The following is a 25,521-nucleotide window of genomic DNA, read 5'->3' as shown; positions in this document are numbered from 1 at the left end:
ATTTTGAGGCGATACATTTTCTTTGGCTTTAATAAAAACCCAACTCCCTTTATTTGAGAGTAATGCTATGAGATATTTTTTGAAAAAGTGGGTTTGAATTCAAGGTGTATTGAGGGTAATTTTATCATTGTTGGTGTGTTTTATGTGGTTGTATTGCTATGAATATTTGGCTTATAGTGAATATAAGCCAAATACATATTTGGTTAATGTGCTTTGTGCGGTGAGTGCGGTGAAGTAGAGTGAGGGTTAGCAGAGCCACCGATATGCTTAATTTCACCACCAGGAAGAATGTCGTATGCCTGTCCGAATCCTTTGACAAACCGCCCTAAGCCCAATTGAAGCTCTATTAAATGAAAATCATGCATTCCACGAATTGTTTTAATGCCCCCTGCTCCGCCCATGGCTGATTGCAAACTATCAAGTGCTTTTTGGAATTCCTCACAATCGCGCTCGATAAATCTTGCTTGTGCGCGGTATTTCAAACGTTTTCTTAAAATCACAGATTTTGCCTTGCTTTCATCTTCTAGGAAGAGTATTTCTAGTTTGTCGGGATTGGCAGAAATGCTTTGGAAGTGGTCTGCGACTTCACTTATGTAAATGTAGAGTTTGTTTTCTACCTGCATTAAGGGTGCATATGAGGCAATGGCGTATCCATTTTTATCAATGCTTGCAATGATAATTGAGCCAAATTCCTTTTTAAATGCAGCAATTTCATCACTAATATCTTTGCTATCGGGTGTTTTTGCCCCTTGGCATAGGGAGATAATAGCATCTTTAATCGTGCTATGATCGGCTTTTTGCGGGAATTCTATGCGGAGAGAGACATTGTTGTTATATACAATATCTAAGCCTTCAAAATCCACCCCCTCTAAGGTGGCATTTTGCACTTCGCCATTAATGAGATTTTCTGCTTTGCCATATTTTTTGCAGAGTGCAATAATTTCATTATTATGATGGTCATTCATATGTTTAAGGATAGTTTCAAAATCCATGTGAGCTCCTAAGGTTTGTAAGATTAAGATGTGAAGTTGCGTCCATAGGCTATCTTTATGGTTTAAGATAGCCTATTTATGCAATCAAACAACAAATAAGGAAGGAAAAGATGCTTTCTAACCCACCCACCCTGCCAAATCATAAGGTTTATGATTTCGTTGGAAAACATCGTTTTAAAAACAAGTCTTATTTTAATATACCAAAGCTTAAATATAAATTAATAACCATTCTTAATTAAAATTTTGCATATTTTGCATATGCCTCATTATATATGGCTTCTTAGAGAAGCTCTTTTGCTTGTGGATTGAGTAAGTTTATGCTTTAGTGCCAATAATCTATGGCTTTCCATAAGGTGAGCAAAATAGAAATAGCATATATGCCAATGAGGGCGTAGCGGTGATTAAGCAAAGTAACTTTACTTATAAGGTAGATTCCAAAAGAAACACCAAACATTGATGATATACCTACAATAATACCTGTTTGGAAGTCGATAAGATTATGTGAAGCAAGCGATATGCTGCCTGAAATGGAGGCAAAGATAATAAAAAAGAGCGAAATAGGCACGACTTTTTTAGAATCAAATCCCAAATAGTATGCCAAAATAGGCGCAAGTATCAGCCCCCCGCCTACCCCTAAGCTTACTGCAAATATTCCTGTAAGCAAGCCAGCCCCAATCATAAGGCACTTTTGCTTGATTGGGTCAGTAATAGGCGGCGTGGGGTTTGCAGTGGTTTTGACATTAAAGGCATATTTATAAAAGCTTATGCAAGAGAGGGCTAAAAAGCACAAAAGCAGCACTTGAGATGGAAGCGTATCTACAATAATTCCGCTAAAAGCAGCCCCCATAAGCCCCCCTAGTCCTACAAATATACCATGAGTCACATCAAGCTTTTTTTGATAGATATTGATAATAGAACCAAAGGTTGATGAAAATACCATTTGCATAATCGATACGCCAATGGCATATTCCATTTCCATACCCAGCAATAAAAGGCAGGGCACAATAATCACGCCTCCCCCTATGCCAAAGAATCCCGCAGCCACTCCACTTACACAGCCAATTAAAAGTAGCACTTCAATGCTCATCTCTCACCTTTAAAATAGGGGTTTATCCATTTCTTTGGGAATGGGCAAGCCCATAACTTTTAATATACTCGGGGCGATATTATTTAATCCCCCATTATGAAGCTTGGCTACTCCCTCTGCTGCACAAAAGCACCATACTTGCCCAACAGTGTGGTTTGTGAGTATATTGCCCTCTTCATCTTGCATTTCTTCACAATTCCCATGATCGCTTGTGATAAAAAGCGCATAACCATTTACCCTAGCACTTTGTAAAATACGTCCCAACTCCTTATCCACCGCTTCTACCGCACTTATGGCGGCATTAAAATTCCCCGTATGCCCTACCATATCGCCATTGGCAAAATTCACCACGATAAAATCATAGCCCTCTTCTATACCCTTTAGCACCTCATCACCTACTTCATGGGCACTCATTTGTGGTTGCAAGTCATAGGTTTTGACATTAGGAGAGGGGATAAGTATGCGCTTTTCTCCTTCAAATGGCTCCTCAACGCCACCATTAAGGAAGAATGTAACATGTGCGTATTTTTCAGTTTCAGCTGTGTGGAGTTGCTTTAAGCCATGTGAGGCAATCACTTCAGCAAGGGTATTTTGTAATTTTTGCTTTGGGAAGAGAATGGGGTAGGGGAAAGTAGCATCATATTCTGTCATCGTGGCAATATCACAATGCACTACTCGCGAGCGCATAAAGCCGTTAAATTGTGCATTCCCTAAGGCATCAACAATCTCGCGCGCCCTATCTGAACGGAAATTAATAAACACAAAGCCCTCATTATCATTCATACCTTTATATTCATAAAAGCTCGCAGGCTCGATAAATTCATCATAAATCCCCTTTTCATACATAGAATCTACATAGTCTCTTGGGGAGAGAGGAGTGGGGTTTGCCCCCGCTACTATACTTTCATAAGCTTTTTGCACTCTCTCCCAACGCTTGTCTCTATCCATGGCATAGAATCTCCCCGCAATACTTGCTATTTGCACATTTTCATTGCAAAGAGTGGCTATATCTGCTATGTATTTTTGCGCACTTTGGGGTAATACATCGCGTCCATCGGTAATAAGGTGGAGATAGAGCTTTTTCACTTTGGGGCTAAGAATCTCTATTAACGCTTTGAAATGCTCGATATGAGAATGCACCCCTCCATCGCTTAATAACCCACATAAATGCACTACATCTTTGTCTTTAGTTGCTTGTAGGAGGGCTGGATTATCTTTGAGTTCATTGCTTTCAATAGCGCGTGAGATTCTCACTAAGTCTTGGTAGAGCACTCGCCCTGAGCCAATACACATATGCCCCACTTCAGAATTCCCCATTTGACCCTTTGGTAAGCCCACGCTTAAGCCAAAAGTATCTATCATACTATAAGGCACATGTGCAAAGAGATAATCATAAGTAGGTTTTTTAGCATGATAGAAAGCGTTGTGTTGTGTTTTATGGCTATAGCCTATGCCATCAGTAATCACAAGAATCGTTTTCATACACACTCCTTGAATAGAGATTTAGCATTAACTTATTGTAGCTAAAATCCAAAACCTTTCACTAAATAAACACTAACTCTTCTAAGGGCTTTACTTAAACTCTAGGGACACATAAGGATTGCCGATGCTTTATTGGATTTATCAGCATTTTGGTATTAATATTTTTTCTTACATTACTTTCCGTGCAGGGGTGGCATTTTTCCTTGCTTTTGGCTTTAGTATGTTCTTTATGCCTTATTTTATCAAATGGGCTAAGGCAAAAAAGGCAAATCAGCCTATCTCTACTTATGTAGCTGCACATGAAGGGAAGAAAAACACCCCAACAATGGGGGGCATTGTGTTCATTATGAGTATGTTCTTCTCATCTTTGCTTTGTGCGAATTTATTTAATCCTTATGTGTTGTTAGGGTTATTTTGTATTGTGAGCTTTAGCCTTATTGGTGCAAGAGATGATTATATGAAAATTGCTGCTAAGAGCAATGCAGGCATGAGTGCGAAAATGAAGTTTTTTTTACTTTTTTTGGCTTCATTAGTCATTACAAGCGCACTTGTGTATATTGGGCATAATACCAACTTCTATCTGCCTTTTATGAAATATCCTCTTTTTGATATGGGTGCGTTTAAAATCGCCCATATTCCCCCTATAGCAATGGCTTTTTGGATACTTGTATTTTTAGCCACGAGCAATGCGGTAAATATTACCGATGGGCTTGATGGGCTAGCCACCGTGCCAAGTATTTGTGCGCTCTTTTCATTATCTATTTTTGTTTATGTGGCTGGACATGCGGGATTTTCAGGCTATTTGCTTTGGCCCAAAGTCGTAGATAGCGGGGAGTTAGTGATTCTCTCTGTGGCACTTATTGGGGCACTTTTTGGGTTTTTGTGGTATAACTGCCACCCCGCACAAGTCTTTATGGGGGATAGCGGAAGCCTTGCTTTGGGGGCATTTATAGCATTTATGGCGATCGTTTCAAATAATGAAATTCTTCTTTTGCTTATTGGCGTTATTTTTGTTATCGAAGCCCTTTCTGTGATTTTGCAAGTGGGGAGTTATAGGTATCGGCATAAGAGAATCTTTGCTATGGCGCCTATTCATCATCATTTTGAAGTCAGAGGCTGGGCAGAAAACAAAATCATAGTGCGTTTTTGGATTATTGCGATTTTGGCAAATCTTATTGCCCTCTTAAGTCTCAAGATTCGTTAAAGGAGACATCATGCGCATAAGTATTTTTGGCTATGGTGTAACAACCCATCCTTTAGTGGCATTTTTAAACAATCAGGGGCATACACTTCATATTTATGATGATAAGTTCCAAGAGAAGAGCATGGATAGCTATGGTAATGCCCTGCTTCCCTCATCTGCTTTTGACCCTAATAAAAGCGATATGGAGATTCTTAGTCCGGGGATACCTCCTTCTCACCCTCTTGTGTGCAGTGCCAAACACCTTATAAGTGAATATGATTATTTTGCCACGCTTTTAGCCCAAGATAATAAAGAAATGCCTTTTATGGTTTGGATAAGCGGGACAAATGGTAAAACTACGACAACAGAGATGAGCACGCTTTTATTAAAGGAGTTTGGCGCACAAAGTGGGGGGAATATCGGCACGCCACTTGTGCATCTCTACACACAAAAGACAAAAGTATGGGTGCTTGAGACAAGCTCCTTTAGCTTGCATTATACGCATAAGGCTACTCCTCATATTTATGCCCTCCTCCCTGTGAGAGAAGACCATATAAGTTGGCATGGGAGTTTTGAGGCATATATTGATGATAAGCTTAGCCCACTAGCGCGCATGGCTTTAGATTCTGTAGCATTTATCCCTGTGGAGCTTGGCTCTCATGCTTTGGTTTCATCTTTTAAAGGGAAACTTATATGCTATGAGGGGAGCAAGGATCTAAGCGAGCAGCTTGGCATTACTTTAGAGGATATTGCTTTTAAAGAGCCATTTTTGCTAGATTCTCTTCTTGCGCTTGGAGTGGCTAAATATGCCTTTAATGCAGATAATATAGCACTTTTAAATACCTTTCATATTGGCGCTCATAGAATCGCAGAGTTTTATGATAAGCACAATCGCCTTTGGGTTGATGATAGTAAGGGGACAAATGTTGATGCGACTATTTGTGCTATTGGGCGCTATACATCAAGGCATATTATGCTTATTCTTGGTGGTGATGATAAGGGAGCGAATTTAGTGCCACTTTTTGAATATATGCAAGATAAGGATATTGAGATTTTTGCCATAGGGGCTAATCAAGAGCGCTTACATACACTTGCTAAAAGCTATCATATTCCTTTGCAATTATGCGGAGATATATATAAAGCTATGGATTGCATTAAGCAAAAGCGGGAGGAGCATGCTAGCGATGTGGTTTTGCTCTCTCCAGCAGCAGCAAGTTTAGATCAATTTAGCTCCTATAAAGAGCGGGGGGAGATTTTTGTCAATCTCGCCCTGCAGCCCTAAGTTTTATGCCTTAAGGCTGCTCATATCAATGACATAGCGGAATCTCGCCTTGCCACTAGTGAGTTTCTCATAAGCCTCATTAATTTGTGTGATATTGATAATTTCTACTTCGGGGTAAATGTTATGTTTAAGTGAGAAATCAAGCATTTCTTGCGTTTCTTTAATACCCCCAATAAGCGAGCCATACACCTTTTTATTGGCATTAAAGACAAGGCTTGAGACATCAATATGCGTTTTTGCCTCTATGGGAGGTAAGCCCACGATTGCCATTTCTCCCCCTGATTTTAATAATTTGAGATAAGCCTTTACATCATAGGCTGTGGGGATAGTGGAGATGATAAAATCAAATCTCTCTTTGATGCCCTTTGTCTGGCTAAAGAGTGCTTTTGCTCCCATATTAAGTGCATCTTGGGCTTTGTTTTGATTCCTTGCGAAGACATAGACTTCAGCTCCCAAAGCAAGGGCATATTTTACTGCCATCATTCCAAGCCCGCCAAATCCTGCTACTGCTACTTTATCTCCCTTTTTGACCTTGCTAAATTGTAGAGGAGAGTAGGTAGTAATGCCCGCACAAAGCAATGGGGCTACCTTTTCTAGCGGGGCATTTGGTGGCACTTTTATGGCAAATTTTTCACTTAGCACTATATTATTGGCATATCCACCATAAGTGGGCACATTATCATGGAAGCAATCAAGGCAATCATAGGTAAAGACTACTTTTCCATTTTCGCAAAATTGCTCTTGGCTTGCTTTGCAAGATTCGCATTCTCCGCAGGAATTCACCATGCAACCCACTCCCGCATAATCTCCTACTTTAAATTTACTCACTTTGTTACCAATAGCTACAACTTTGCCTGCTATCTCATGTCCGGGCACCATAGGGTAAATGCCCTCCCTCCACTCGCTTCTTGCTGCGTGTATATCACTATGGCAGATTCCCGCATAGAGAATTTCTAGTAAAATATCATATTCTCCCATGGCATGACGTTTGAATCTAAAGGGCTTAAAAGTGTCATTTTTATGCCCAACACTATAGCCCAATGCGTCGATTTGTGTCCCGTTTATGGCTTGCGTGAGATTATTTTCTAATAGCATATATGCTCCTTATAAGATGAGATTAGATGTATATTATAGAGCTTGACACTTAGTGTTTGTCAAGGGAGAAGCTCACAAACATTAAATATTAATCTTTATACATAAAAATCATATATGGCTATGCCATACAATCACTAAATAAAGGATATATGATGAAACAATATATTATTGCAACTTATTTTGTTTTCAGCTTTTTAAGTGTGGGCTTTGCCTCGCCTATTTTGCATAAAAATACGACTATCACGCGCGAAAATGCGAATGCCTTTATGGAAGTAGATTTGAATGCGTTTGAAAAGAATCTCCAAGTTGCTAAAGACATTGCAGGGAATGCTAAGGTTTGTGCTGTTTTAAAGGCAGATGCTTATGGAGCGGGTATAGCTAATGTCCTTCCCAGTGTGATAAAAGCCAAAATCCCTTGCGTGGCTATCACAAGTAATGAAGAGGCAAGGGTAGTTAGGGAGTTAGGCTATGAGGGGCAGGTGTTAAGAATACGTATGGCAACCCCAGGAGAGCTAAAAGATGGCTTGGCGTATCACATCACTGAAACGATAGGGAATTTAGAGCAAGCTAAATATTTTGATACCCTAGCAAAGGGCAAGAAACTCCCTATTCACATTAATCTTAATTCTGGCGGTATGGATAGAAATGGCATTGATTTAAGCACAAGTCGTGGTAAAACAGATGTAGTGAGTATCGCTACTTTGCCACATCTTAAAGTTGAGGGCTTAATGACGCACTTCCCTTATGAAGATGTGAAAAAAATCAAAGAGGGTTTGAAGAGATTTCAAGCCGATAGTGCGTTTGTGATAGAAAATGCACATTTAAACCCAAAATCTCTCACGCTTCATGCAGCAGCTTCTTGGGCGGCAGTGCATGTGAGAGAATCAAGGCTTGATATGATTCGCCCCGGAAAGCTCATTTACGGCTATGGTGGAGATGAAAAAGCTTTAGGTATAGAGCAGGTTATGAGTCTTAAATCTCAAGTGGCAGGTGTTAATGCTTACCCCAAGGGCAGTAAGGTTAGCTATGATGGCACTTATACATTAAAGCGAGATTCACTCCTTGCCAATATCCCTATGGGCTATTATGATGGTTATGCGAAGTCTTTTAGCAATAAGGGGCATGTGCTTATTAGAGGGCATAAACTTCCTATCGTGGGGAGGGTTACAAAAAATACCTTTATGGTTGATGTGAGCGATTATCCCCAAATTAGCAGCGGTGATGAAGTTGTGCTTTTTGGGAAGCAATGCACTCAAGCAATCACACAGAGCGAGATAGAAAAGCACACAGGTACGATACTTTCAGAAAGTTTAGGTATTTGGGGCTCTTCTAATCCTATTTTTATTAAAGATAGTACCTTAAAAGATAAATGCGATTAAATAAACATAGTGTTTGGTCTCTGCATTGTACGTGGCATTGTGCGTGCAATGCTCTTTTATGTATTATCATATTTGCAATTTAAAATGTATTTGGGAATGACAAGGTAACAGATAGATTAAAAGGGGCGGATTCAATGAAACGGGGGTATGGCGGACAGGGAGGGATTCGAACCCTCGGTAATCTTGCGACTACGCATCCTTAGCAGGGATGTGGTTTCAGCCAACTCACCCACCTGTCCATTGCTAAAAAGAGTGTGCATTATATGGAAGTAATCATAAAAAAACACTTAACATTAAATAAATGGGGAGCAAGAGAGTGGAGCTTTAAATTGTAAATTACGCAAACTTTTTGCTACAATCTCACGCATTTGAAGATTACTTAAAGGATAAGAATGAGATATGCTTTTATATTCCCCGGGCAGGGCTCACAAAGCGTAGGTATGGGTAAGGAGTTTTATGAAAACTTTGCAATAGCAAAAACGCTTTTTGCAGAAGCAGCAGAAGTCTTAAAAATCGATATGAAAAAGCTTCTTTTTGAAGAAAATGATAAGCTAAATCTCACACAATATACACAATCTGCTATTTTTCTTGTAAGCGCAGTTGCTTATAATATCTTGCAAAATGAATATCCCATTAGTCCAAATGTAGCTATGGGGCATTCTCTTGGTGAGGTAAGTGCGGTTGCACTAAGCGGAGGGGCTAGCTTTAGCTCTGCTATAAGACTTATTTATAAGCGAGGAGAGCTTATGGCAGAGGCATGTGAGGGCAAAAATGCTGGTATGATGGTTGTTGTAGGCTTAAGTGATGAGGTATTAGAGGGATTTTGTAAAAATGCACAAAAGGCAGGCAAAAGTATTTGGTGTGCGAACTATAATGGCGATGGTCAAGTCGTTTTAGCAGGACTAAAGAACGATCTTAGCGCACTTGAGGGAGATATTAAGGCATTAGGAGCAAAACGTGCCTTGCTTTTGCCTATGTCAGTAGCTAGTCATTGCCCTTTGCTAGAACGCGCGACTTTAGCTTTTAAAGAGCTTTTAGAACAGACATTAAATGCTACTTTCAATACACCCATTCTCTCTAATGCGACTTTGGAGCTTTATAATACTAAAGAGAGGGCAAAAGAGCTTTTAAGCTCCCAGCTTGTGCAGCCTGTGCATTATAAGCAAGGTATCACAAAGCTTGAAGATGAGGTTGATGTATTTATTGAATTTGGTCATGGGAATATCTTGCGTGGGTTGAATAAACGTCTAAGCAAGCACCCTACATATAATGTATCAAATCTTGCAAGCTTAAAAGAATGTATCGAGGCTTTGGAAGAAGTCAAGTAAGGAGGAGAAATGGTTATTGGCATTATTGGAGCAATGGTAGAAGAAATCACCCCTTTGTTAGCACACTTTGGTCATTATAAAGAGCACCATAAGGGCGGTAATGTGTATTATGAAATCGCACAGGGTGAGCATAGAATCTTTATTGCCTATAGCAAGATTGGCAAAGTGCATGCTGCTTTGAGCGCGGGGGCGATGATTCTAAGCTTTGGCTGTGAGCAGATTATTTTTAGTGGTGTCGCGGGGGCTTTGAGTGCTGAATTGAAAGTAGGAGACTTAGTGCTAGGTTTAAAATTATGCCAGCATGATGTGGATATTAGTGCATTTGGACATGCTCTAGGCTTTATCCCTGAGAGTAAGCTATATGTGGAATCTAGCCCCGCACTTAATGCCATTGCCAGAGAGGTTGCAAACTCACAGGCAATTCCATTAAAAGAGGGAATTATCGCCTCGGGTGATTGCTTTATTGCTAATGGAGAAAAAAAGCAGTGGATAGCTAGGCAATTTAATGCCATAGCGGTAGAAATGGAGGGCGCAGCAGTGGCGGTTGTATGCGATGCGTGCGGGATACCATTTTGCATTTTGCGCTCTATTAGTGATAATGCCGATGGAAGCGCGGATATAAGCTTTGATGAATTTTTGGAGAGTTCTGCAAAAAGAAGTGCAGATTTTGTGGTGCAGATGTGTGCGAAGATTCTACAATAGGAGGAAATATGAAGACTATTACACTTTTGCGACATGCAGATACGATTAGTAGGGAAGAATATAAGCTAAGAAATAAGAAAGATAAAAGCGATATTTTTCGCCCTTTAAGCAAGCTTGGCAAAAGCCAAAGTAAGAGTATTGCCCTTTTTGCCAAAGCACATTTAGACTTTGATGCCATTTTTTGCTCCCCTGCTAAGCGAACGCAGCAAACCCTCAAACCTCTGAAGAAATACATTAACGCAAATTGCATTCATATTTGTGAGGAGATTGCCCCTGATTGTGGGCTTGAGGGATATATGAAACTCACACAGACAAAGGCATTTCAGAAGGCTTCAAATGTGCTTATTGTAGGACATCAGCCAGATTTAAAGAGCTTTGCTACCTACCTTTGCCCCTCTTTCCGCGCACTTGTGCCTAAGGGCGTTCTTATGCGTTTTATCATTAATGATAACCCAGAGGGTAATATTGAGGCAAGTGCGAGCATTGACTTTATTTTACCCCCATTTATGCTTGAAGATTTTAGAAAATGAGATTGTTTGTAAAAATGAATTGCAAACGCGGGGCATTTAGTATGATGGAGCTTGTGTTTGTTATCATCATTTTAGGGATTCTTGCAGCTATTGCTATCCCTCGCCTCTCACTTACGCGCTCTGATGCGCAGTTAATTGCTGTGGAAAATGACATTATTAGTGCTTTAAATGCCCTCCAACGCGAAGTATTTAGTCAAAATATTGAGCCTTCCAGTATTGATGGCGTAAAGATTTTAGAACTTGCTGGGCTTAGTCATTCTCGCTGGGTAGCACAAGGCAATGGTGTGAAACTTGCTAAAAATGGCGTTCTTGATAGCCAAAATGATTGCATTACACTTGCCCAAGATAATGGCAAGTTGGTTTTTTCTGTGCAGCAAAAGGCAGATTCTGCATTATGTCTTAAGCTTTTTGAACGTCATAAAACCACAAGGGAAGTGCCATTAAGCAATTCTAATGCTATATTCTAAAAAGCCCGCTTTTAGTGCATTTGAATTACTTTGTGTAGTGATGATAGTGGCTATATTAGCAAGCATAGGTGTGCGTTATTTGGGCTATGTCTCACATAAGCAATGCCTCTTGCATTTAAAAGCACAACTAAGTCATGCTCAAAATGCCTTAAGTGCCTATTACACAGATAGTTTCATACGAGAAGAAAAGATTGATAGTGCCTATGCTTACTCCCTGCTTTCTAACATCACGCGCACAAATAGAGCACAATGTGGCTTTGTGCTTGAGCCTCATAGATTGACTGCTACTATTGGCACTCAAAGCCTTTCTTTTAGTATAGAGCCATCTACATTTTTAGTCAATCCCAAAATATTCTGCCCCCTAGCCTTGCCCTTGTGCAAAGACTTTACAGATAGAATCTTAGACAAATAAATGCCTATATTCTCCGCTTTGTCCTAAGCGATAGAGCGCAAAGTCATATTTAATGGGGTCATCTTTGCATAAAGAGGCGAGTGTATCACTTGCATAAAGCGCACTTTGGAGATTATAAGCATGAGTGTGTAGTATGCCTAATTGCTTACAAAGCTTGAAGGTGTGTGTATCAAGGGGCAAGATTAAATGTTTTGGAGAGATAAAATCTTGCCAAATACCCATATCAAGCTCATCTTTACGCGCAAGCCACCGAAGGAGCATATTCCAACGTTTCAGTGCAGAGGCATTATGGCTAAGGGCGACTTTTTGCTGAAGTTGCTCTTTTAGAGATGTCCCAAGTGCGAAGTTAAGCCCCTTACTTATAGGGATATGAGACTGCTTTGCATAGTCTTTAAGCATATCTATGCAGCAGTAGATTCCATAAAGTATATGCGCATGATAGGGGTTTTTACTTTGCTTCCAAGCTTTTTGTGCAAAAGGCGGATTACTATAGGCTTGTTTAAAATATTGTTTAATGCCTCCACGCTCTAAGCATAAAGCCACGATGAAAAAGAGGTTTTTTATATCATCTCTAGTTTGGAATCTATAGTATGGGAATGCTTCTATAGGGCTAGTGTGGATTTTATGTGCAGATTCTAAAAGCCTAAAATCAAGGCTTTGAAGCATTTTTACGATGGCTTTAGCATTTCCGTATGAGAGCATGGCACATATGAGGGCAATTTCTGCGCTATAGGGTGTATTTTGGTGTGATTTTGCTACAAGGAGAGGGTCGGGCTTGTTTTCACTTAGCTCTTCAGGGGTGTTCGCTAGGGCATAGTGTGCTTCAAGGGTGGCTTTTAGCTTTTGCATTCCTCTCCTAATTATTTGTGTTTATGCGTTAGAATCTTGCCATTCTAACATAACTCATTTTCAGAGGTGTATGATGAAAAAATGGATATTCCTCTTTGCAATGCTTCAGGGTATCATGCAGGCGGAGTATTTGACTTTAGAGAATGCCTATCAGCAAGTTTTGCTTGATAATGATGGCTTAAAGAGCTCTCAAAGCGCGCTTAGCAAGCAAGAAAAGTTGCGAAGTGCGACTAAAATGCTTTATCTCCCTCAAATTTCAATTGATGTAGCTTATATTCACTTGCAAGAGCCTATAACTGCCCAGTTTGTTAATACCTCTCAAATTAACCCCGCAACGCAGCCTTTGCTTGCCCCCTTGCTTGCGCCTTTAGCCCAGCCTATTACCTTGCAAGATGAGAATATCACTTTTGGTGCGATTAATATTGTCTATCCACTTTTTAGCGGAGGGAAAAAGATATTTGCCAATAAGCTTTCTCAAATTGCCCTTGAAGATGCCACGCTTGCACTTAAGCTTAAAGAGCTTAGCCTTTTTGAAGATTGCACAAAGCTCTATTATGGAGTAGTTTTGGCTAATCAAGTCTTGCAAACCTTGCAAGATGCCAATAGCGGGCATTTAGCGCATTATCAAAATGCCTTAAAACTCCAAGAAAAAGGTCAAATCGCTCGCCTAGAAACGCTCCAAGCACAAGTGAATTATGATAAATCAAGTATTGAAGTACAAAAAGCAAAAGATAGCCTTAAGAGTGCGAATATGGCTTTAAATGCGATATTGGGCAGAGATATGGCGCTGCCTTTAGAGCTTGTGGAGTTTATTGATATTAAAGAAGATGCCCCTTTGCAAAGTGCCTCATATTTCGTAGAAAAAACACTTGAGGTGTATCCAGCATTGCAAATCATGGATAACAAAATCAAATCCGCCAACGAGCTTAAACATATTGAATTTTCATCATTTTTGCCAGATGTGGGGCTTTTTGGGAGTTATATGATAAATGATAATACCTCACTGCTTGAGAAGGCAATGCCCCAGTGGTATGTAGGTATTGGAGCAAGGTGGTCGCTTTTAACCCCAAGCGGGAGAATCCAAAAATATCAAGCGAGCAAAATCGCCACACTAGAAGCCCAATATGCGACTTCTCAAGCAAGGAAAGATTTAAAAACACTTTGTGAGAAAACTTATAATGAGGTGCTTTCTTATAAATCCCAATATTTTAGCTTAAGCTCTTCTATCGAGCTTGCAAGAGAGAATCTCAAGCTAAGGCAAAGTGCGTTTTTACAAGGTATGAGCACAAGCACAGAAGTAAGCGATGCACAAAATGCCCTAGCTTTAGCTATTATAGAGCGTCAAAGTGTAGCATATCACTATACGATTGCCCTCTCACGACTTTTAGCCCTAAGTAATGAAGTAGAGCGATTCTATACATTTTTAACCCAATAGTGGGAAAGGAGAGACAATGAGAGTATCACTTAAGTTTGTAGCACTTATCTTCATCATACTTTGCTTTGTGCTTTGGCTTATGGTGAGCTTTGTTCGTGCTTATGAGCCTAAAGATGAGAGGATTTATGCCCAAGTGCAAGCGCGTGAATATGCCATTAGCTCTAAAGTCGCAGGACGAGTAGAAAATATCTTTGTCAAAAAGGGTGATATGCTAAAAAAGGGTGATTTAGTCTATAGTATTAATTCCCCAGAGCTTGAAGCCAAATTAGAGCAAGCAAAGGCAGGCTATGAGGCTGCCAAAGCCTTAAGTACAGAAACAAAGCAAGGTATGAGGGCAGAGGCGATTCAGTCTGCAAAAGATGTGTGGCAGGGTGCAAAAACTATGGCAAATCTTGCTAAAAGCACTTATGAGCGCATACAATCTTTGTATGATGATGGCGTGGTAAGCCAGCAACGGCGAGATGAAGCTTATGCAAACTATACTACAGCCAAACATAATGAAAATGTCGCCCTCCAGCAGTATAAAATCGCCCTTGATGGTGCAACAAGTGAGACGAAAATCGCCGCCCAAGCTAAAGAAGATGCCGCAGCGGGGCAGGTGAGTGAAGTAGAGAGCTATGCTAAAGATACCCAAGCCATAGCCCCAGCAAGCGGAGAAGTGAGCAATGTCTTGCTCCATGAGGGCGAGCTTGCTTCAAGTGGATTCCCTGTGGTGCTTATGGTTGATATGCAAGATGCGTGGATTAGCTTCCACGTGCCTGAATATCGCCTAAAAGACTTTCCTAAGGGGAGTACTTTTAAGGGCTATATTCCCTCATTAGAGAAAGAAGTTGAGTTTAAGGTGGAGTTTGTCTCTGTTATGGGAGATTTTGCTACTTGGAGAGCTACAAGTGCGCACAAGGGCTATGATATTAAGACGTTTGAAGTAGAGGCTTATCCGATTGCTCCTGTGAGCGGCTTGCGCGTAGGTATGAGCGTGCTGATTGATTGATTTAAGGTAGTTTTGTGTTAAAGTTGATTAGAATCTTAAGTTTATTTTACACATAAGGTTTTCTCATGGCAAAAAAATGTTTTTTCACAGGTAAAGGTCCTATGGTTGGCAATCACGTAAGTCATGCAAATAATAAGAAAAAAAAGCGCTCACTTCCTAATCTCCGCAGTGTTTCGCTGAAACTTGAAGATGGCACAAAGGTACGCGTGAAGGTAGCAGCCTCTACTTTACGCACGATGAAGAAATACTCTTAGGGCTATAATTTTCTTGTTTTCAAAGCTTAAGAGATTGCTTCATTGGGGGAATAACCCCAAGCCAGACATTTCTCTCTCAAGCGAGCTTTATGAGCAGCTCAAGCCTTTCCGCATTCCACTTATTCTTGTTCAATTTTTTCTCCTTTTTGGCACTTTAGGGTATTTAATATTAGAAGATTATGATTTAATGCAGGCATTTTTTCAAACTTCTTATACCTTTACAAATACAGGCTTTGGCTCATTGAAAGAAGATAGCTTTGGCACGATTACGATTATATTTACCGCTGTGCTTATGGTATGTGGAGCGGGGGTTGTAACCTTTAGCGTGGCATTTATTATGAGTGTGGTAAATAATGGCACACTTATTGGATTAATTAAGGAGCAAAAAATGGTGTATAAAATCGCGCGTTTGCAAAACCACTATGTGATTTGCTATCACAACGAATTTACAATACAGCTTGCCCAGCAGTTTTTAGAATCTCATATTCCCTTTGTAGTGGTGGATAATTCTCCAGACTTTGAAGCCCAAGCCCAAAAGCAAAAATATCCTTATTATATTGTTGATGACCCTCATACACATATTGCTATGCTTAAATCTCATCTCTCAAGTGCTAAGGGTATTGTGAGTTTTTCTAAAAATGCTGCAGATAATATCACTATGGTAGTGAGTGCGCGACTTTTTGAAGAGGAGCTAGGGAGGAAGCCTTATTATATTATTGCCACTGCGAATTCTGAAGAAGAAGATAATAAGCTTAAAAAACTCGGCTGTGATTCTGTTATCTCTGCTTCAAAGCTTATGGCTCAAAGAATCTCTGCCATGGCAGTGCGCCCTGATATGGAGAATATTTTAGAGCGGTTTTTGTATCGTCATGATACACCGCTAGATTTGGAGGAAATTATCGTACCACGTTATTCATGGCTTGTATTACGCAAGCTCAAAGAAGCGCATTTCCGTGATGTAACCAATATCTCTGTAGTAGGGCTTACGCAAAAAGATGGCACATATATTACTATGCCTAATGGTAATACCATTGTCTCAAGTGAATGTAAGCTCCTTGTGATTGGCACGAGTGAAAATATACGTTCTACAAAGAGATTGATTATGAAGAAGCAAAAGCCAAGAGAAGTAGATTATGTTTAAGGAGGCATATAGTGTTTGAGATTATTCCTATCAAAGGAGGCATTAATGCCCCGCAAGGATTCTATGCTGATGGCGTAAGTGCAGGGTTAAAGCCCCCTTTAAGCAATGGCAAAAATGCGCTTGATGTGGCTTTTATTTATAGTGAAGAGCCTTTAAAGCCTTTCACACTTTTTACAAGTAATGCCTTTGAAGCCGCTCCCATTACACATTTTAAGCACTATGTACAGGGTAAAAAAAGCAATTTTGTGCTGATTAATACCAAGAATGCTAATGCGATGACAGGACAAAGAGGCGTGCAAGATGTGTGTGAGATTTTAGATTCTCTAAAAGCACGCTTTGACTTTGTGCAAAATCCCATTATGGCAAGCACAGGCGTGATAGGGCAATATCTCCCTAAAGAAAAGATTATCAATGCTTTTGGGGGGTTTGAGATTTTTGCTAAAGATGAGTATGCCCATGCACGCGCAGCAGACGCGATACGTACAACAGACGCTTTTAGCAAAGAAATCGCCCTTAGGGTGAATCTTAGCAATGGGGAGAGCTTTTGCATTGGGGCTATGGCAAAGGGGGCGGGTATGATATGCCCAGCCCTTGCTACTATGCTATGCTTTATCACTACCGATGCACTCCTGCCCGAAGATGCGGGGGAGAGAATCTTGCGAGAATGTGTAAAACATAGCTTTAATGCCATAAGTGTAGATGGCGATATGAGCACTAACGATTCTGTATTTTTGTTTGCTAATGGTCGTAGCGGGGCATATGATGAGCAGGCTTTCAAAGAGGCATTAAGTATAGTTATGCACAAGCTTGCTATGGATATGGTAGCTGATGGCGAGGGGGCAAGCAAGCTTGTGGCTTTTGAAGTGTGTGGCGCACAAGATGAGGCAGAAGCTATAAAAGCCGCAAAAGCTTTGGCAAATTCACTTTTGGTCAAAACTGCCCTTTTTGGTGGGGACCCAAATTGGGGGCGCATAGCCTCTACTATTGGCGCAAGTGGCGTGAAATGCGCGTATGAAAGTCTAAGCATAGCCTTTGATAATATAGTGGTATTTGATAGGGGAGAGATTTGCTTTGATGAAGAGAGAGAAGCCTTAGCTGCAAAAGTTATGCAAAAGGAGAGCTTTAAGGTGAGTTGTGATTTAGGCATCGGGGAAGGTAAGTTTGTGGCTTATGGCTGTGATTTGGGGCATGAGTATGTCAAAATTAATGCAGATTATAGGAGTTAGTAGGCATTTGCTTTCCCCACTTTGGCTAATGTTTGTTGTTGTAGGTATGGCTTTTATTTGCAAATATTTTTGACTTTTGCCTTAGTATGACAAACTTTGCTATCTGCAAGGGAAATCCATACATAGCAAATTCAATCGCCTGCAAAGGAAATTATTTTGTCACCTCTTGCGGGAAGGCAACGCCTGAGCGAAGAATCTCCACCCGAGCCACTAGCCGCACTTTTTGGTGATTCTAAAGAAGACTCTTCGCTTCAAAGCCCTTAATAAAGGCATTAAGGCTTAGCCTAACTTCCCGCATATAAGGGGAGTGTGGGGGTATAATAGGCTATTACCCAAAATATCTTACAATAAGGGCTTATTTTACATTACAAGGAGTGAGTATGTTCCATGAATATCGAGATGAAGTTACTGCATTAAAGACAAGTAATGCACATTTTGCAAAGGTTTTTGATGAGCACAATGAGCTAGATGATAGAATCAAAAAGATAGAAGACGGAGAGGAAGTTATGAGCGATATGGAGCTAGAAGTCCTTAAGAAGCAAAAATTGCGACTGAAAGATGAAGCCTATGCGATGATTTTGGAGTATCGCAAGTCTCATAAATCTTAATACCTTAAGGCATAGAGGAGCGTCTGTGCGCTTTGTTTTTAGCTTTTGCATAGCTTTTCTTTTATGTGCTTGTCAAGCTCCACAAATAAGCCCAAAGCAGGATGGTACATTAAGCTTTTCACAAAGCAAGAGGGCATTACAAAGGGCTTATCAGAATGAGCCCTTTGAAGAAGAATTTTATTGTGGTGTGAAGTTTGACCCAAGCACACTCGCACTTATTCCTTCTCCACACTATACCCCACGTAACCCCACCACTAAAGCAAACAAACCCAATCCCCGCACTCAAAGGATAGAGTTTGAGCATATTATGAGTGCTCATCGCTTTGGTAAAGATTTGCCTTGTTGGCGTAATGGCGGGAGAAAGGCGTGCAAAAATGATGGGGAGTTTATAAAAATGGAGGGAGATAGACGCAATCTTGTGCCAGCCATAGGTGAGATTAATGCAGATAGAAGTAATTTTAGCTTTGCTGATGCCCCTAAAGATATAGTCTATAGCCAATATGGGCAATGCAAAGTATATGCGGATTTTAAGGCAAAGCGATTCTATCCGCAAAATCACTCCAAGGGTATCATCGCGAGAATCTACCTCTATATGAGTGAAACATATAATATTATGCTTGAAAAAGAGGAGTTAGAGCTTATGCGCAAATGGAATAAGCTCTATCCTCCTAATGCCTATGAGAAAGCATTGCTACGCACGCAGGAGGCTTTGCCATAACATTTGAAATGGAGGCTAAAGGGGCTAAAAATCCATTTGCATAGAAAAATAATATCTCCTCCCCTCTCTAATATAATTATAGTTATTGGCATAAGCGATTTGATTTTGAGCGTTGCTATAGACTTGATAATCCACAAAATCAAGGTTTAAGAGATTGTAGATAGCAAGATTAAGTTTGAGATTCTCCTTAAATTTATAATATCCGCCAATATGTGTAAGATAAATAGGCTTATAAAACTCCCCAAGTACCGCAGCAGCGGAATTTGCTACATTGGGGTTGCCTCGATAGATACCATCTTTAAATTCCTCTCTTATGTATGCTCCAAATTTAAAGGTGTCATAGTTGAGTGAGGCATTGAAGTTATGCAGGGGGATATTTGTTAGCCTTGTGCCTATAGTAGAGGCACTTCTTGGGGTTGGGAGGGTTTTTGTAACTTTTGTTTGGTTATATGTGTAAGCTGCATTCAAGCTTACGCCACCATATCCTACACTTATAGGCTTTATGCTAAAAGCCACTTCTGTGCCATAACTCTTGGCTTTGTCATAATTGATATAAGAGTTGCACCCCATTGTGGCAGAGCAGGTATAAGCCCCTATGGCTTGGGAGGTAGATACAATTGGGCTTGTGGCAATTTTATCCGTGAAATCTATATAAAAGCCCGTGAGTGAAGCGCTAAAGTATTCATTATCACTTAGCAGTGAGGCTTCGTAGTTAATGCTTTGCTCTGGCTTTAGGTTTGGGTTACCATAGGTGTGGCTCTTGCCTTGTGTGCTTAAGTTTGCTACACCATCGACAAGGTTTGAGAGGGCTGGGGTTTTATACCCTGTGCTTATCCCGCCCTTAAATACAAGATAAGAATCTATCACATCATATGCAAAGTAAGCTCTAGGACTAGCATTAGAACCAAAGATAGAATTATAGTTCCCCCTTATACCAAGTGTGAGAAATGCCCTATCAAAAAGCCCAAACTCCCCTTCAGCAAAGAGCGCGCCGATATGTTGGTCTTGTGTAGCACTATTGCCTGCTGCTTGAAAAAGCTTATCTTTAAAGCGGTTATACCAATATCTCGCCCCAAGTGTGGCATTTAAGCCAAAAGATGGTGTGAAATTAAGATAAGCCCTGCTTTTAATATCAAAGATAATATCTTCATTGCTAAGCTCCCTGCTATCGCCTCTATTCACGCCATTAGCGGAAGTAGCAGAGTTTGCAAAAGTCGCATTAGGCACGAAGCGGTCGGGATTGGTAGTGATGTTATATTGCAATGATGTATCGGTTTGCAAGGATTGCAAAAGCACATTTGGACTATGGAGATAGTTTCCCTTGTGGGCGAGAATGGTATTTAACCTATAAAAGTGCATTTCGGGTCCATATCCATTTGCTCCCCTCCTTGCACTCTCATCAGTTTCTGTGGTGCTATAGGTGCCTAAAGGCTTTGTGAGTTGTCATAATCTTGTTGTGCATAATCTATATCAAGGTATATATGATCTCTTGGAGTGTTGTTTATGCCCTCTTTGCTATTATAGAGCAGCCTAGCTCCGATATTATAGGTCTGCATTGGGGCTAAGCCTACGATTTCATTGCGTTTAGCAGTATTATTTGTGCCATTGCTTGTAGGCACCACACGTAAATTATTATTAGAGACAAAATCGCGCGTATAAACTCGTCCCCTTAGCATTAAGCCTAAGTTTTTAGCTGCATTTAACGCCCCCGCACCAAAGAAATTAAAGCCTTGCGTGTTCCCAAAATGCTTTTCTTGCTGCATAGTATAATCATAGCCAAAGCTCACTCCCCATTCTCCAAAGGACTTTTTGGTAACGATATTTACTACCCCACCTATAGCATCGCTTCCATAGAGTGTAGAAGCAGGACCTCTAATGACTTCAATACGTTCAATCGCACTCAGTGGAGGCATAAATGAAGTAATAGAATCTCCAAAGCGATTAGGGAAAAGGCTAGAGTCGCTATTAATTCTTTTACCATCAACTAAGATAAGCGTATAGGAGCTTCCCATACCGCGTATAGAAATGCCATAGCCTCCTGTTTTGCTTACATCTGAATCTATACTCACACCCGGGACATTGCTTAGGGCTTCGGCTAAGTCTCGCACAGGGCGGGTTTGTATCTCTTGCGGGGTGATAACAGAAATAGAGGCAGGGGCTAGCGTGTGGTCTTGCTCAAAACCAGAGGCAGACACCACAGAACGAGAAAGATTCACAGAATGGATAGTAGAGGTATGAGATAGACTTTCATCTCTATCCCTGCTTGCTTCCAAGGCTTCATCCGCTAGGGTGAGAGTGCATAATGCGAATGTAAAAGATAATATTTTATTCATAAAAACTCCTTAGTTATATATAATCTTTCTTAATAATAAGAATGATTTGTAAGTATTCTAATAAAAGTGAATCAAAAGTGAAATGCAAGGTTTTGATAGGCTTTATTTGTGAAATAATGTTTCATATTTACCCAATTTTGCTCTTTTTATCACAAAATATTTGTGATGAGAATGTATTTTCATTTGCTTAGAGGGTGAGGTAGCTATAGGAACTTTATTTGCTTTAACAAAATAAAAGTAGGAAAGATAGGTGCTATGAATGTAACATTATCGCAAAATTTTATTCAAATCACGGTTGAAGAAGATAATGAGTTTCTTCATAAAGCCCTCGCCTATGCTCAAAAATATTTCTCTAAAAGTTATCGTTTATCGCGCACGGTACTTATTTTAGATGATGGCGAACGTTTTAAGAAAGATTATCTTGTGAATTGGGCATATCATGCCTTTGGGCAAGATGAAAAGCACCAAAAAATCCATAGAGAAAATGCTAGCAAGCAGTCTGTAGAAGATAGCTTAGCAGAGGAGCCTTTGGCTGATTTAAAGTATTTGCTTGATTTTACCTATCTGCCCATACGCATTAAAATTGTAAGTAAAAATGCTTTGATTATGCGCGTGAAAATCGCTTTGAGATTGCTTAATACAAAGCGTGTGATTCTGCAAATGGATAAGGCAAATAGTGTAGCAAGACGCTATATTGCCCATATGTTTGAAGATTATTATGTGGGCTGCGATAGGAGTGAAATATATTTAGATAGCACGAAGCCCTACTTTTGGGAGAGTATTATGAATCTTATTAGTTTTAAGGTAATACATAATGTGATTTTGGATTTTGATTATGATAGCTTTACTAATCGCGGGGGACTAGGCGGGTTAGAATCATCATTTCTTACCGATGAGGAGCGGGTATTACGTAGCTGCTATATGACTTTGGAATGCCATTATCAAGATGATTTTAAGCATGTTAAAAAGAATTATCTCAAGCTTGTTAAGGAATATCACCCTGATAATGTCTTTGGGCAAGATGAGCAGGTAGTGCAGAGCTATAATGATAGATTTAGGAAGATTCAAGAAGCGTATGAGAAGATTAAACGTTATTTGCGTGCAAGCTAAGCCGATGAATTTAAGCTTTTGAGCGTGTAGGGCTTGCAGGGTTTAAAATACAATGAGGGCGTTTGTGCTTTAAGGCTATTTCACAAGTGAGGAAATAGCCTTAAAGCAGGGGTGTTTGGCATCGCCTAAGATTCTAAAAAGGAGCGATTCTGTAGGGAGTGCTACTACATTTTGTTGCCTAAAGAAATCAAGTGCGAGCTGGTGATTGTGGCTATCTCTAGAGCTACACGCATCAGCAGCTAGCAGGCACTCATAGCCTAGATTCTGTGCTTCGATAATGCTTTGAAGTACGCAAATATGGCTCTCTATGCCAAAAAACACAAGTGTTTTTGCTTTGCTTTGAGCTATAAAATGTGCGATTTGCTCATCTGCGAAGATTCCAAAATGCGTTTTCTCTAAAATATGCGTATGCCCTGCTATCTTTATCTCTTGACAGGTTTTGCCAAGCCCCTTGGGGTATTGCTCAGTGATGAGTGTAGGGATATGGAGCAATGCGGCAGATTCTAAAAGGATATTTGCATTTTTTATCACCCGCTCTTTATGGGCTATATGCCCTATAAGTTTGTCTTGAATATCTATACAGACAAATAACATACGCTTTGTTTTGAGTATGCTTCTCATTATTTGCCCCTAGAGTTTGAGCTGAGAGACTATGGTTTTTGTATCTCTAGCGATTACAAGCTCTTCATTTGTGGGGATTACACATATTTTGACTTTCGAGTTAGGAGTAGAAATGATTGCTTCTTTCCCGCAAATGTTGTTTGCCTCTTCATCAAGCTCCACGCCTAAAAATTCGAGCTGTTTTACAATCATACCGCGTATGAATTTGGCATTCTCACCCACACCCGCACAGAAACTCACCGCATCTACGCCATTCATCGCAGCACAATATGCGCCTACATATTTCATCACACGATAGGCAAATGCTGTACGTGCGAGCTTTGCCCTCTCATTCCCCGCTAAATCCGCATCAAGTAAATCTCTAAAATCGCTTGAAAGCCCAGAAATACCAAGCACACCGGATTTTTTATTAAGGATATTAAGCAGGCTTTGAATATCTAAATCTTCGCGTTTGGAGATGTATTCTAATATCGCAGGGTCTAAATCTCCGCTACGAGTCCCCATAATCAAGCCCTCAAGTGGGGTAAGCCCCATACTTGTATCCACACATTCCCCATTTTTAATCGCTGAAATAGATGAGCCATTGCCTAAATGGCATACAATGATTTTAGAATTATGATAATCTAGCCCTAAAAATTCTGCAGTCTTTTGTGATACATATTTATGGCTTGTCCCGTGGAATCCATATCTACGGACTTTGTGCTTTTGATACCATTCATAAGGCACACCATAAATATAGGCTTTGGGGGGCATTGTTTGGTGGAAAGCTGTATCAAATACCGCTACCATAGGCGTATTTGGCATTTTTATATGGCATGCTTCAATACCCATTAAATGCGCAGGATTATGGAGGGGGGCGAGGTCAGAGCATTCTTTAATACGATTGATGACATTTTCATTAATGAGCACAGATTCTTTAAAAAACTCCCCTCCATGCACCACGCGATGCCCAATAGCGCGTATTTCTTCTAGTGAGCTAATAACTCCACATTCCTTGCTTACAAGGCTCTCAAGCACCATTTCTATAGCTTTGGTGTGATTGGGCATGGCTTCTTTGTATTCATACTTTTTGCCTTGCGTGTCTTTATATGAGAGCACACTCCCCTCAATGCCGATTCTATCGCATATACCGCTTGCAAGAATCTTCTCTGTATCTACATTCATAAGCTGGAATTTGAGCGATGAGCTCCCACAATTAATCACTAAAACATTCATAGACTTTCCTTTGTGTGAATTTATTTTGCTTGAAGCGCGCTAAGAGCCACTACGCCGACAATATCATCAGCACTGCAACCTCTTGATAGGTCATTAATAGGCGCACTCATACCTTGCGTGATAGGTCCATAGGCTTCCGCATTTGCTAGTCTTTGCACAAGTTTATAGCCAATATTACCCGCATCTAAATCAGGGAATATAAGTACATTTGCCTTGCCTGCTACATTTGAGCCCTTAGCCTTTGATTGCCCCACACTAGGGATAATGGCTGCATCAAGCTGCAATTCGCCATCGATTTTAAATGCTGGGGCTAGATTTTTGGCAATTTGTGTAGCTTGGATTACTTTATCTACATCAGGGTGGCTTGCACTGCCATAAGTAGAATGGCTAAGCATAGCGACAATAGGTTCATTTTGTGTGATAGATTCAAAGCTTTTCGCACTTGAGACAGCTATGTGTGCGAGCTCCTGTGCGCTAGGATTTTGGCAAAGCCCGCAATCAGAAAAGACAAATGTCCCATTTAGCCCATATGGGGAATGAGGCACTACCATAATAAAAAAGCTTGATACGAGTTTAGAATCTTTAGCTGTGCCTACAATCTGCAATGCCGCCCTCAAAACCGCAGAAGTCGCATGAGTAGCACCCGCGACCATACCATCTGCTTTTTCTGACTTTACAAGAGCTGCGCCAAAATATAGGCAATCTTTCAGCAAAAGCTCCTTTGCTTGTGCGCTATCCATACCTTTATGCGCACGTAGCTTCACCACAAGGGCGGTGAGCTCTTCTAAAAGAGCCTTATCTTCAAGGCTAAGAAAAGTTGCCCTTTGTAATATGTCTGTGTTGAGATGAGAGAGTTCAGACTTTGCTTTGCTTAAAATCACATCTTGCTTGCCAAGCAATACAAGATTTGCAAAGTCCTCATCAAGTATTTTTACTGCTGCTTCAAGCGTGCGTATATCATCTGTCTCTGGCAGAACGATAGTCTTTTTACACGCTTTTGCCTGTGCTTTTATAGAATCAATAAAGCCCATATTTTCCTCCATTTTTGAAATTTTGTGTTTCCATAAATAATATGCTAAGT

The 25,521-nt window shown here is 40.4% G+C and carries 25 protein-coding genes, 1 tRNA gene and 1 pseudogene; 16 read left to right on the top strand and 11 right to left on the bottom strand.

Annotation, left to right across the window (positions count from 1 at the left end):
- Nucleotides 1–203 precede the first annotated feature (203 nt).
- From CQA63_RS03465 to gpmI, 3 genes are all read right to left on the bottom strand, one after another.
- Complete coding sequence (locus CQA63_RS03465; protein ID WP_104699532.1) at nt 204–992, bottom strand: HugZ family heme oxygenase; 789 nt, start codon at nt 990–992, stop codon at nt 204–206.
- A gap of 322 nt (nt 993–1,314) precedes the next feature.
- Entirely contained in the window at nt 1,315–2,079 is a 765-nt protein-coding gene (locus CQA63_RS03460) for a sulfite exporter TauE/SafE family protein (protein WP_104699531.1), read from the bottom strand.
- Between the two features lie 9 nt (nt 2,080–2,088).
- Complete coding sequence (gene gpmI / locus CQA63_RS03455) at nt 2,089–3,567, bottom strand: 2,3-bisphosphoglycerate-independent phosphoglycerate mutase (RefSeq protein WP_199770684.1); 1,479 nt, start codon at nt 3,565–3,567, stop codon at nt 2,089–2,091.
- Between the two features lie 118 nt (nt 3,568–3,685).
- On the opposite strand from gpmI, the gene mraY reads away from it, so the two are divergent.
- On the top strand, nt 3,686–4,765 hold the full coding sequence (gene mraY, locus CQA63_RS03450) for a phospho-N-acetylmuramoyl-pentapeptide-transferase (protein ID WP_104699529.1): 1,080 nt from the start codon (nt 3,686–3,688) through the stop codon (nt 4,763–4,765).
- Between the two features lie 10 nt (nt 4,766–4,775).
- Nucleotides 4,776–6,026 (top strand): UDP-N-acetylmuramoyl-L-alanine--D-glutamate ligase, encoded by a 1,251-nt coding sequence (gene murD, locus CQA63_RS03445; protein ID WP_104699528.1) that lies wholly within the window; start codon nt 4,776–4,778, stop codon nt 6,024–6,026.
- A 3-nt stretch (nt 6,027–6,029) separates the two neighbouring features.
- On the opposite strand, the gene CQA63_RS03440 is transcribed toward murD, so the two are convergent.
- Nucleotides 6,030–7,121, bottom strand: coding sequence for an NAD(P)-dependent alcohol dehydrogenase (locus CQA63_RS03440; protein ID WP_104699527.1), 1,092 nt, complete (start codon nt 7,119–7,121; stop codon nt 6,030–6,032).
- A 149-nt stretch (nt 7,122–7,270) separates the two neighbouring features.
- Here CQA63_RS03440 and alr point away from each other — a divergent pair, with 149 nt between their 5' ends.
- Nucleotides 7,271–8,500 carry an alanine racemase gene (gene alr, locus CQA63_RS03435; protein WP_104699526.1) on the top strand — a complete coding sequence of 410 codons (1,230 nt, stop codon included), beginning with the start codon at nt 7,271–7,273 and terminating at the stop codon, nt 8,498–8,500.
- A 148-nt stretch (nt 8,501–8,648) separates the two neighbouring features.
- On the opposite strand, the gene CQA63_RS03430 is transcribed toward alr, so the two are convergent.
- A tRNA-Ser gene (locus tag CQA63_RS03430) sits at nt 8,649–8,739 on the bottom strand.
- 153 nt (nt 8,740–8,892) lie between these two features.
- On the opposite strand from CQA63_RS03430, the gene fabD reads away from it, so the two are divergent.
- The 5 genes from fabD to CQA63_RS03405 are packed head-to-tail and all read left to right on the top strand — an operon-like array spanning nt 8,893 to nt 11,939.
- Nucleotides 8,893–9,828, top strand: coding sequence for an ACP S-malonyltransferase (gene fabD / locus CQA63_RS03425; RefSeq protein ID WP_104699525.1), 936 nt, complete (start codon nt 8,893–8,895; stop codon nt 9,826–9,828).
- A 9-nt stretch (nt 9,829–9,837) separates the two neighbouring features.
- Nucleotides 9,838–10,530 (top strand): 5'-methylthioadenosine/adenosylhomocysteine nucleosidase, encoded by a 693-nt coding sequence (locus tag CQA63_RS03420; RefSeq protein WP_104699524.1) that lies wholly within the window; start codon nt 9,838–9,840, stop codon nt 10,528–10,530.
- 8 nt (nt 10,531–10,538) lie between these two features.
- Nucleotides 10,539–11,060 carry a SixA phosphatase family protein gene (locus CQA63_RS03415; protein WP_104699523.1) on the top strand — a complete coding sequence of 174 codons (522 nt, stop codon included), beginning with the start codon at nt 10,539–10,541 and terminating at the stop codon, nt 11,058–11,060.
- A 14-nt stretch (nt 11,061–11,074) separates the two neighbouring features.
- Nucleotides 11,075–11,527, top strand: a complete 453-nt coding sequence (locus tag CQA63_RS03410; protein WP_104699601.1) for a prepilin-type N-terminal cleavage/methylation domain-containing protein — start codon at nt 11,075–11,077, stop codon at nt 11,525–11,527.
- On the top strand, nt 11,514–11,939 hold the full coding sequence (locus CQA63_RS03405) for a type IV pilin protein (protein WP_104699522.1): 426 nt from the start codon (nt 11,514–11,516) through the stop codon (nt 11,937–11,939). Before CQA63_RS03410 ends, CQA63_RS03405 begins: the two co-directional genes overlap by 14 nt.
- Here CQA63_RS03405 and CQA63_RS03400 read toward each other — a convergent pair.
- The gene (locus tag CQA63_RS03400; RefSeq protein WP_104699521.1) at nt 11,928–12,788 is read right to left on the bottom strand and encodes a TIGR02757 family protein; all 861 of its coding nucleotides are present in this window, start codon (nt 12,786–12,788) and stop codon (nt 11,928–11,930) included. The two genes, CQA63_RS03405 and CQA63_RS03400, sit on opposite strands and share 12 nt — an antisense overlap.
- Nucleotides 12,789–12,861: 73 nt before the next feature.
- Here CQA63_RS03400 and CQA63_RS03395 point away from each other — a divergent pair, with 73 nt between their 5' ends.
- The 7 genes from CQA63_RS03395 to CQA63_RS03365 all read left to right on the top strand — a co-directional run bounded on the left by CQA63_RS03395 (nt 12,862) and on the right by CQA63_RS03365 (nt 19,161).
- The gene (locus tag CQA63_RS03395) at nt 12,862–14,223 is read left to right on the top strand and encodes a TolC family protein (RefSeq protein ID WP_104699520.1); all 1,362 of its coding nucleotides are present in this window, start codon (nt 12,862–12,864) and stop codon (nt 14,221–14,223) included.
- A 16-nt stretch (nt 14,224–14,239) separates the two neighbouring features.
- Nucleotides 14,240–15,214, top strand: a complete 975-nt coding sequence (locus CQA63_RS03390) for an HlyD family secretion protein (protein ID WP_104699519.1) — start codon at nt 14,240–14,242, stop codon at nt 15,212–15,214.
- Between the two features lie 65 nt (nt 15,215–15,279).
- Nucleotides 15,280–15,468, top strand: coding sequence for a 50S ribosomal protein L28 (rpmB, locus tag CQA63_RS03385; protein ID WP_104699518.1), 189 nt, complete (start codon nt 15,280–15,282; stop codon nt 15,466–15,468).
- Nucleotides 15,469–15,475: 7 nt separating this feature from the next.
- Nucleotides 15,476–16,609 (top strand): potassium channel family protein, encoded by a 1,134-nt coding sequence (locus tag CQA63_RS03380; protein ID WP_411710136.1) that lies wholly within the window; start codon nt 15,476–15,478, stop codon nt 16,607–16,609.
- 11 nt (nt 16,610–16,620) lie between these two features.
- Entirely contained in the window at nt 16,621–17,835 is a 1,215-nt protein-coding gene (gene argJ / locus CQA63_RS03375) for a bifunctional glutamate N-acetyltransferase/amino-acid acetyltransferase ArgJ (RefSeq protein WP_104699516.1), read from the top strand.
- A gap of 380 nt (nt 17,836–18,215) precedes the next feature.
- Nucleotides 18,216–18,443, top strand: a complete 228-nt coding sequence (locus CQA63_RS03370) for an HP1242/YdcH family protein (protein WP_104699515.1) — start codon at nt 18,216–18,218, stop codon at nt 18,441–18,443.
- A gap of 85 nt (nt 18,444–18,528) precedes the next feature.
- Nucleotides 18,529–19,161, top strand: a complete 633-nt coding sequence (locus CQA63_RS03365) for an endonuclease (protein WP_104699600.1) — start codon at nt 18,529–18,531, stop codon at nt 19,159–19,161.
- A 24-nt stretch (nt 19,162–19,185) separates the two neighbouring features.
- On the opposite strand, the pseudogene CQA63_RS03360 reads toward CQA63_RS03365, so the two are convergent.
- Both CQA63_RS03360 and CQA63_RS03355 read right to left on the bottom strand, forming a co-directional pair.
- Nucleotides 19,186–20,523 (bottom strand): annotated as a pseudogene (locus CQA63_RS03360) (TonB-dependent receptor domain-containing protein); the annotation flags it as partial.
- Nucleotides 20,524–20,585: 62 nt separating this feature from the next.
- A complete protein-coding gene (locus CQA63_RS03355; RefSeq protein ID WP_104699513.1) occupies nt 20,586–21,494 on the bottom strand; it encodes a TonB-dependent receptor plug domain-containing protein in 909 nt (302 codons plus the stop codon).
- A 255-nt stretch (nt 21,495–21,749) separates the two neighbouring features.
- On the opposite strand from CQA63_RS03355, the gene CQA63_RS03350 reads away from it, so the two are divergent.
- Complete coding sequence (locus CQA63_RS03350) at nt 21,750–22,604, top strand: J domain-containing protein (protein ID WP_104699512.1); 855 nt, start codon at nt 21,750–21,752, stop codon at nt 22,602–22,604.
- Nucleotides 22,605–22,679: 75 nt separating this feature from the next.
- Here the strand turns inward: CQA63_RS03350 and CQA63_RS03345 are convergent, their stop codons facing one another.
- From CQA63_RS03345 to pta, 3 genes are read right to left on the bottom strand one after another with little or no spacing between them, the layout of a single operon-like run.
- Entirely contained in the window at nt 22,680–23,225 is a 546-nt protein-coding gene (locus CQA63_RS03345; protein ID WP_104699511.1) for an isochorismatase family protein, read from the bottom strand.
- 9 nt (nt 23,226–23,234) lie between these two features.
- Nucleotides 23,235–24,440 (bottom strand): acetate/propionate family kinase, encoded by a 1,206-nt coding sequence (locus CQA63_RS03340; RefSeq protein WP_104699510.1) that lies wholly within the window; start codon nt 24,438–24,440, stop codon nt 23,235–23,237.
- A gap of 20 nt (nt 24,441–24,460) precedes the next feature.
- On the bottom strand, nt 24,461–25,471 hold the full coding sequence (gene pta / locus CQA63_RS03335; protein WP_104699509.1) for a phosphate acetyltransferase: 1,011 nt from the start codon (nt 25,469–25,471) through the stop codon (nt 24,461–24,463).
- Nucleotides 25,472–25,521: the final 50 nt, after the last annotated feature.

Source organism: Helicobacter marmotae (assembly GCF_003364255.1).
Lineage (GTDB): Bacteria > Campylobacterota > Campylobacteria > Campylobacterales > Helicobacteraceae > Helicobacter_C > Helicobacter_C marmotae.
The sequence above is the reverse complement of the archived record's forward strand: the minus strand, read 5'-3'. Positions and strand labels throughout refer to the sequence as shown.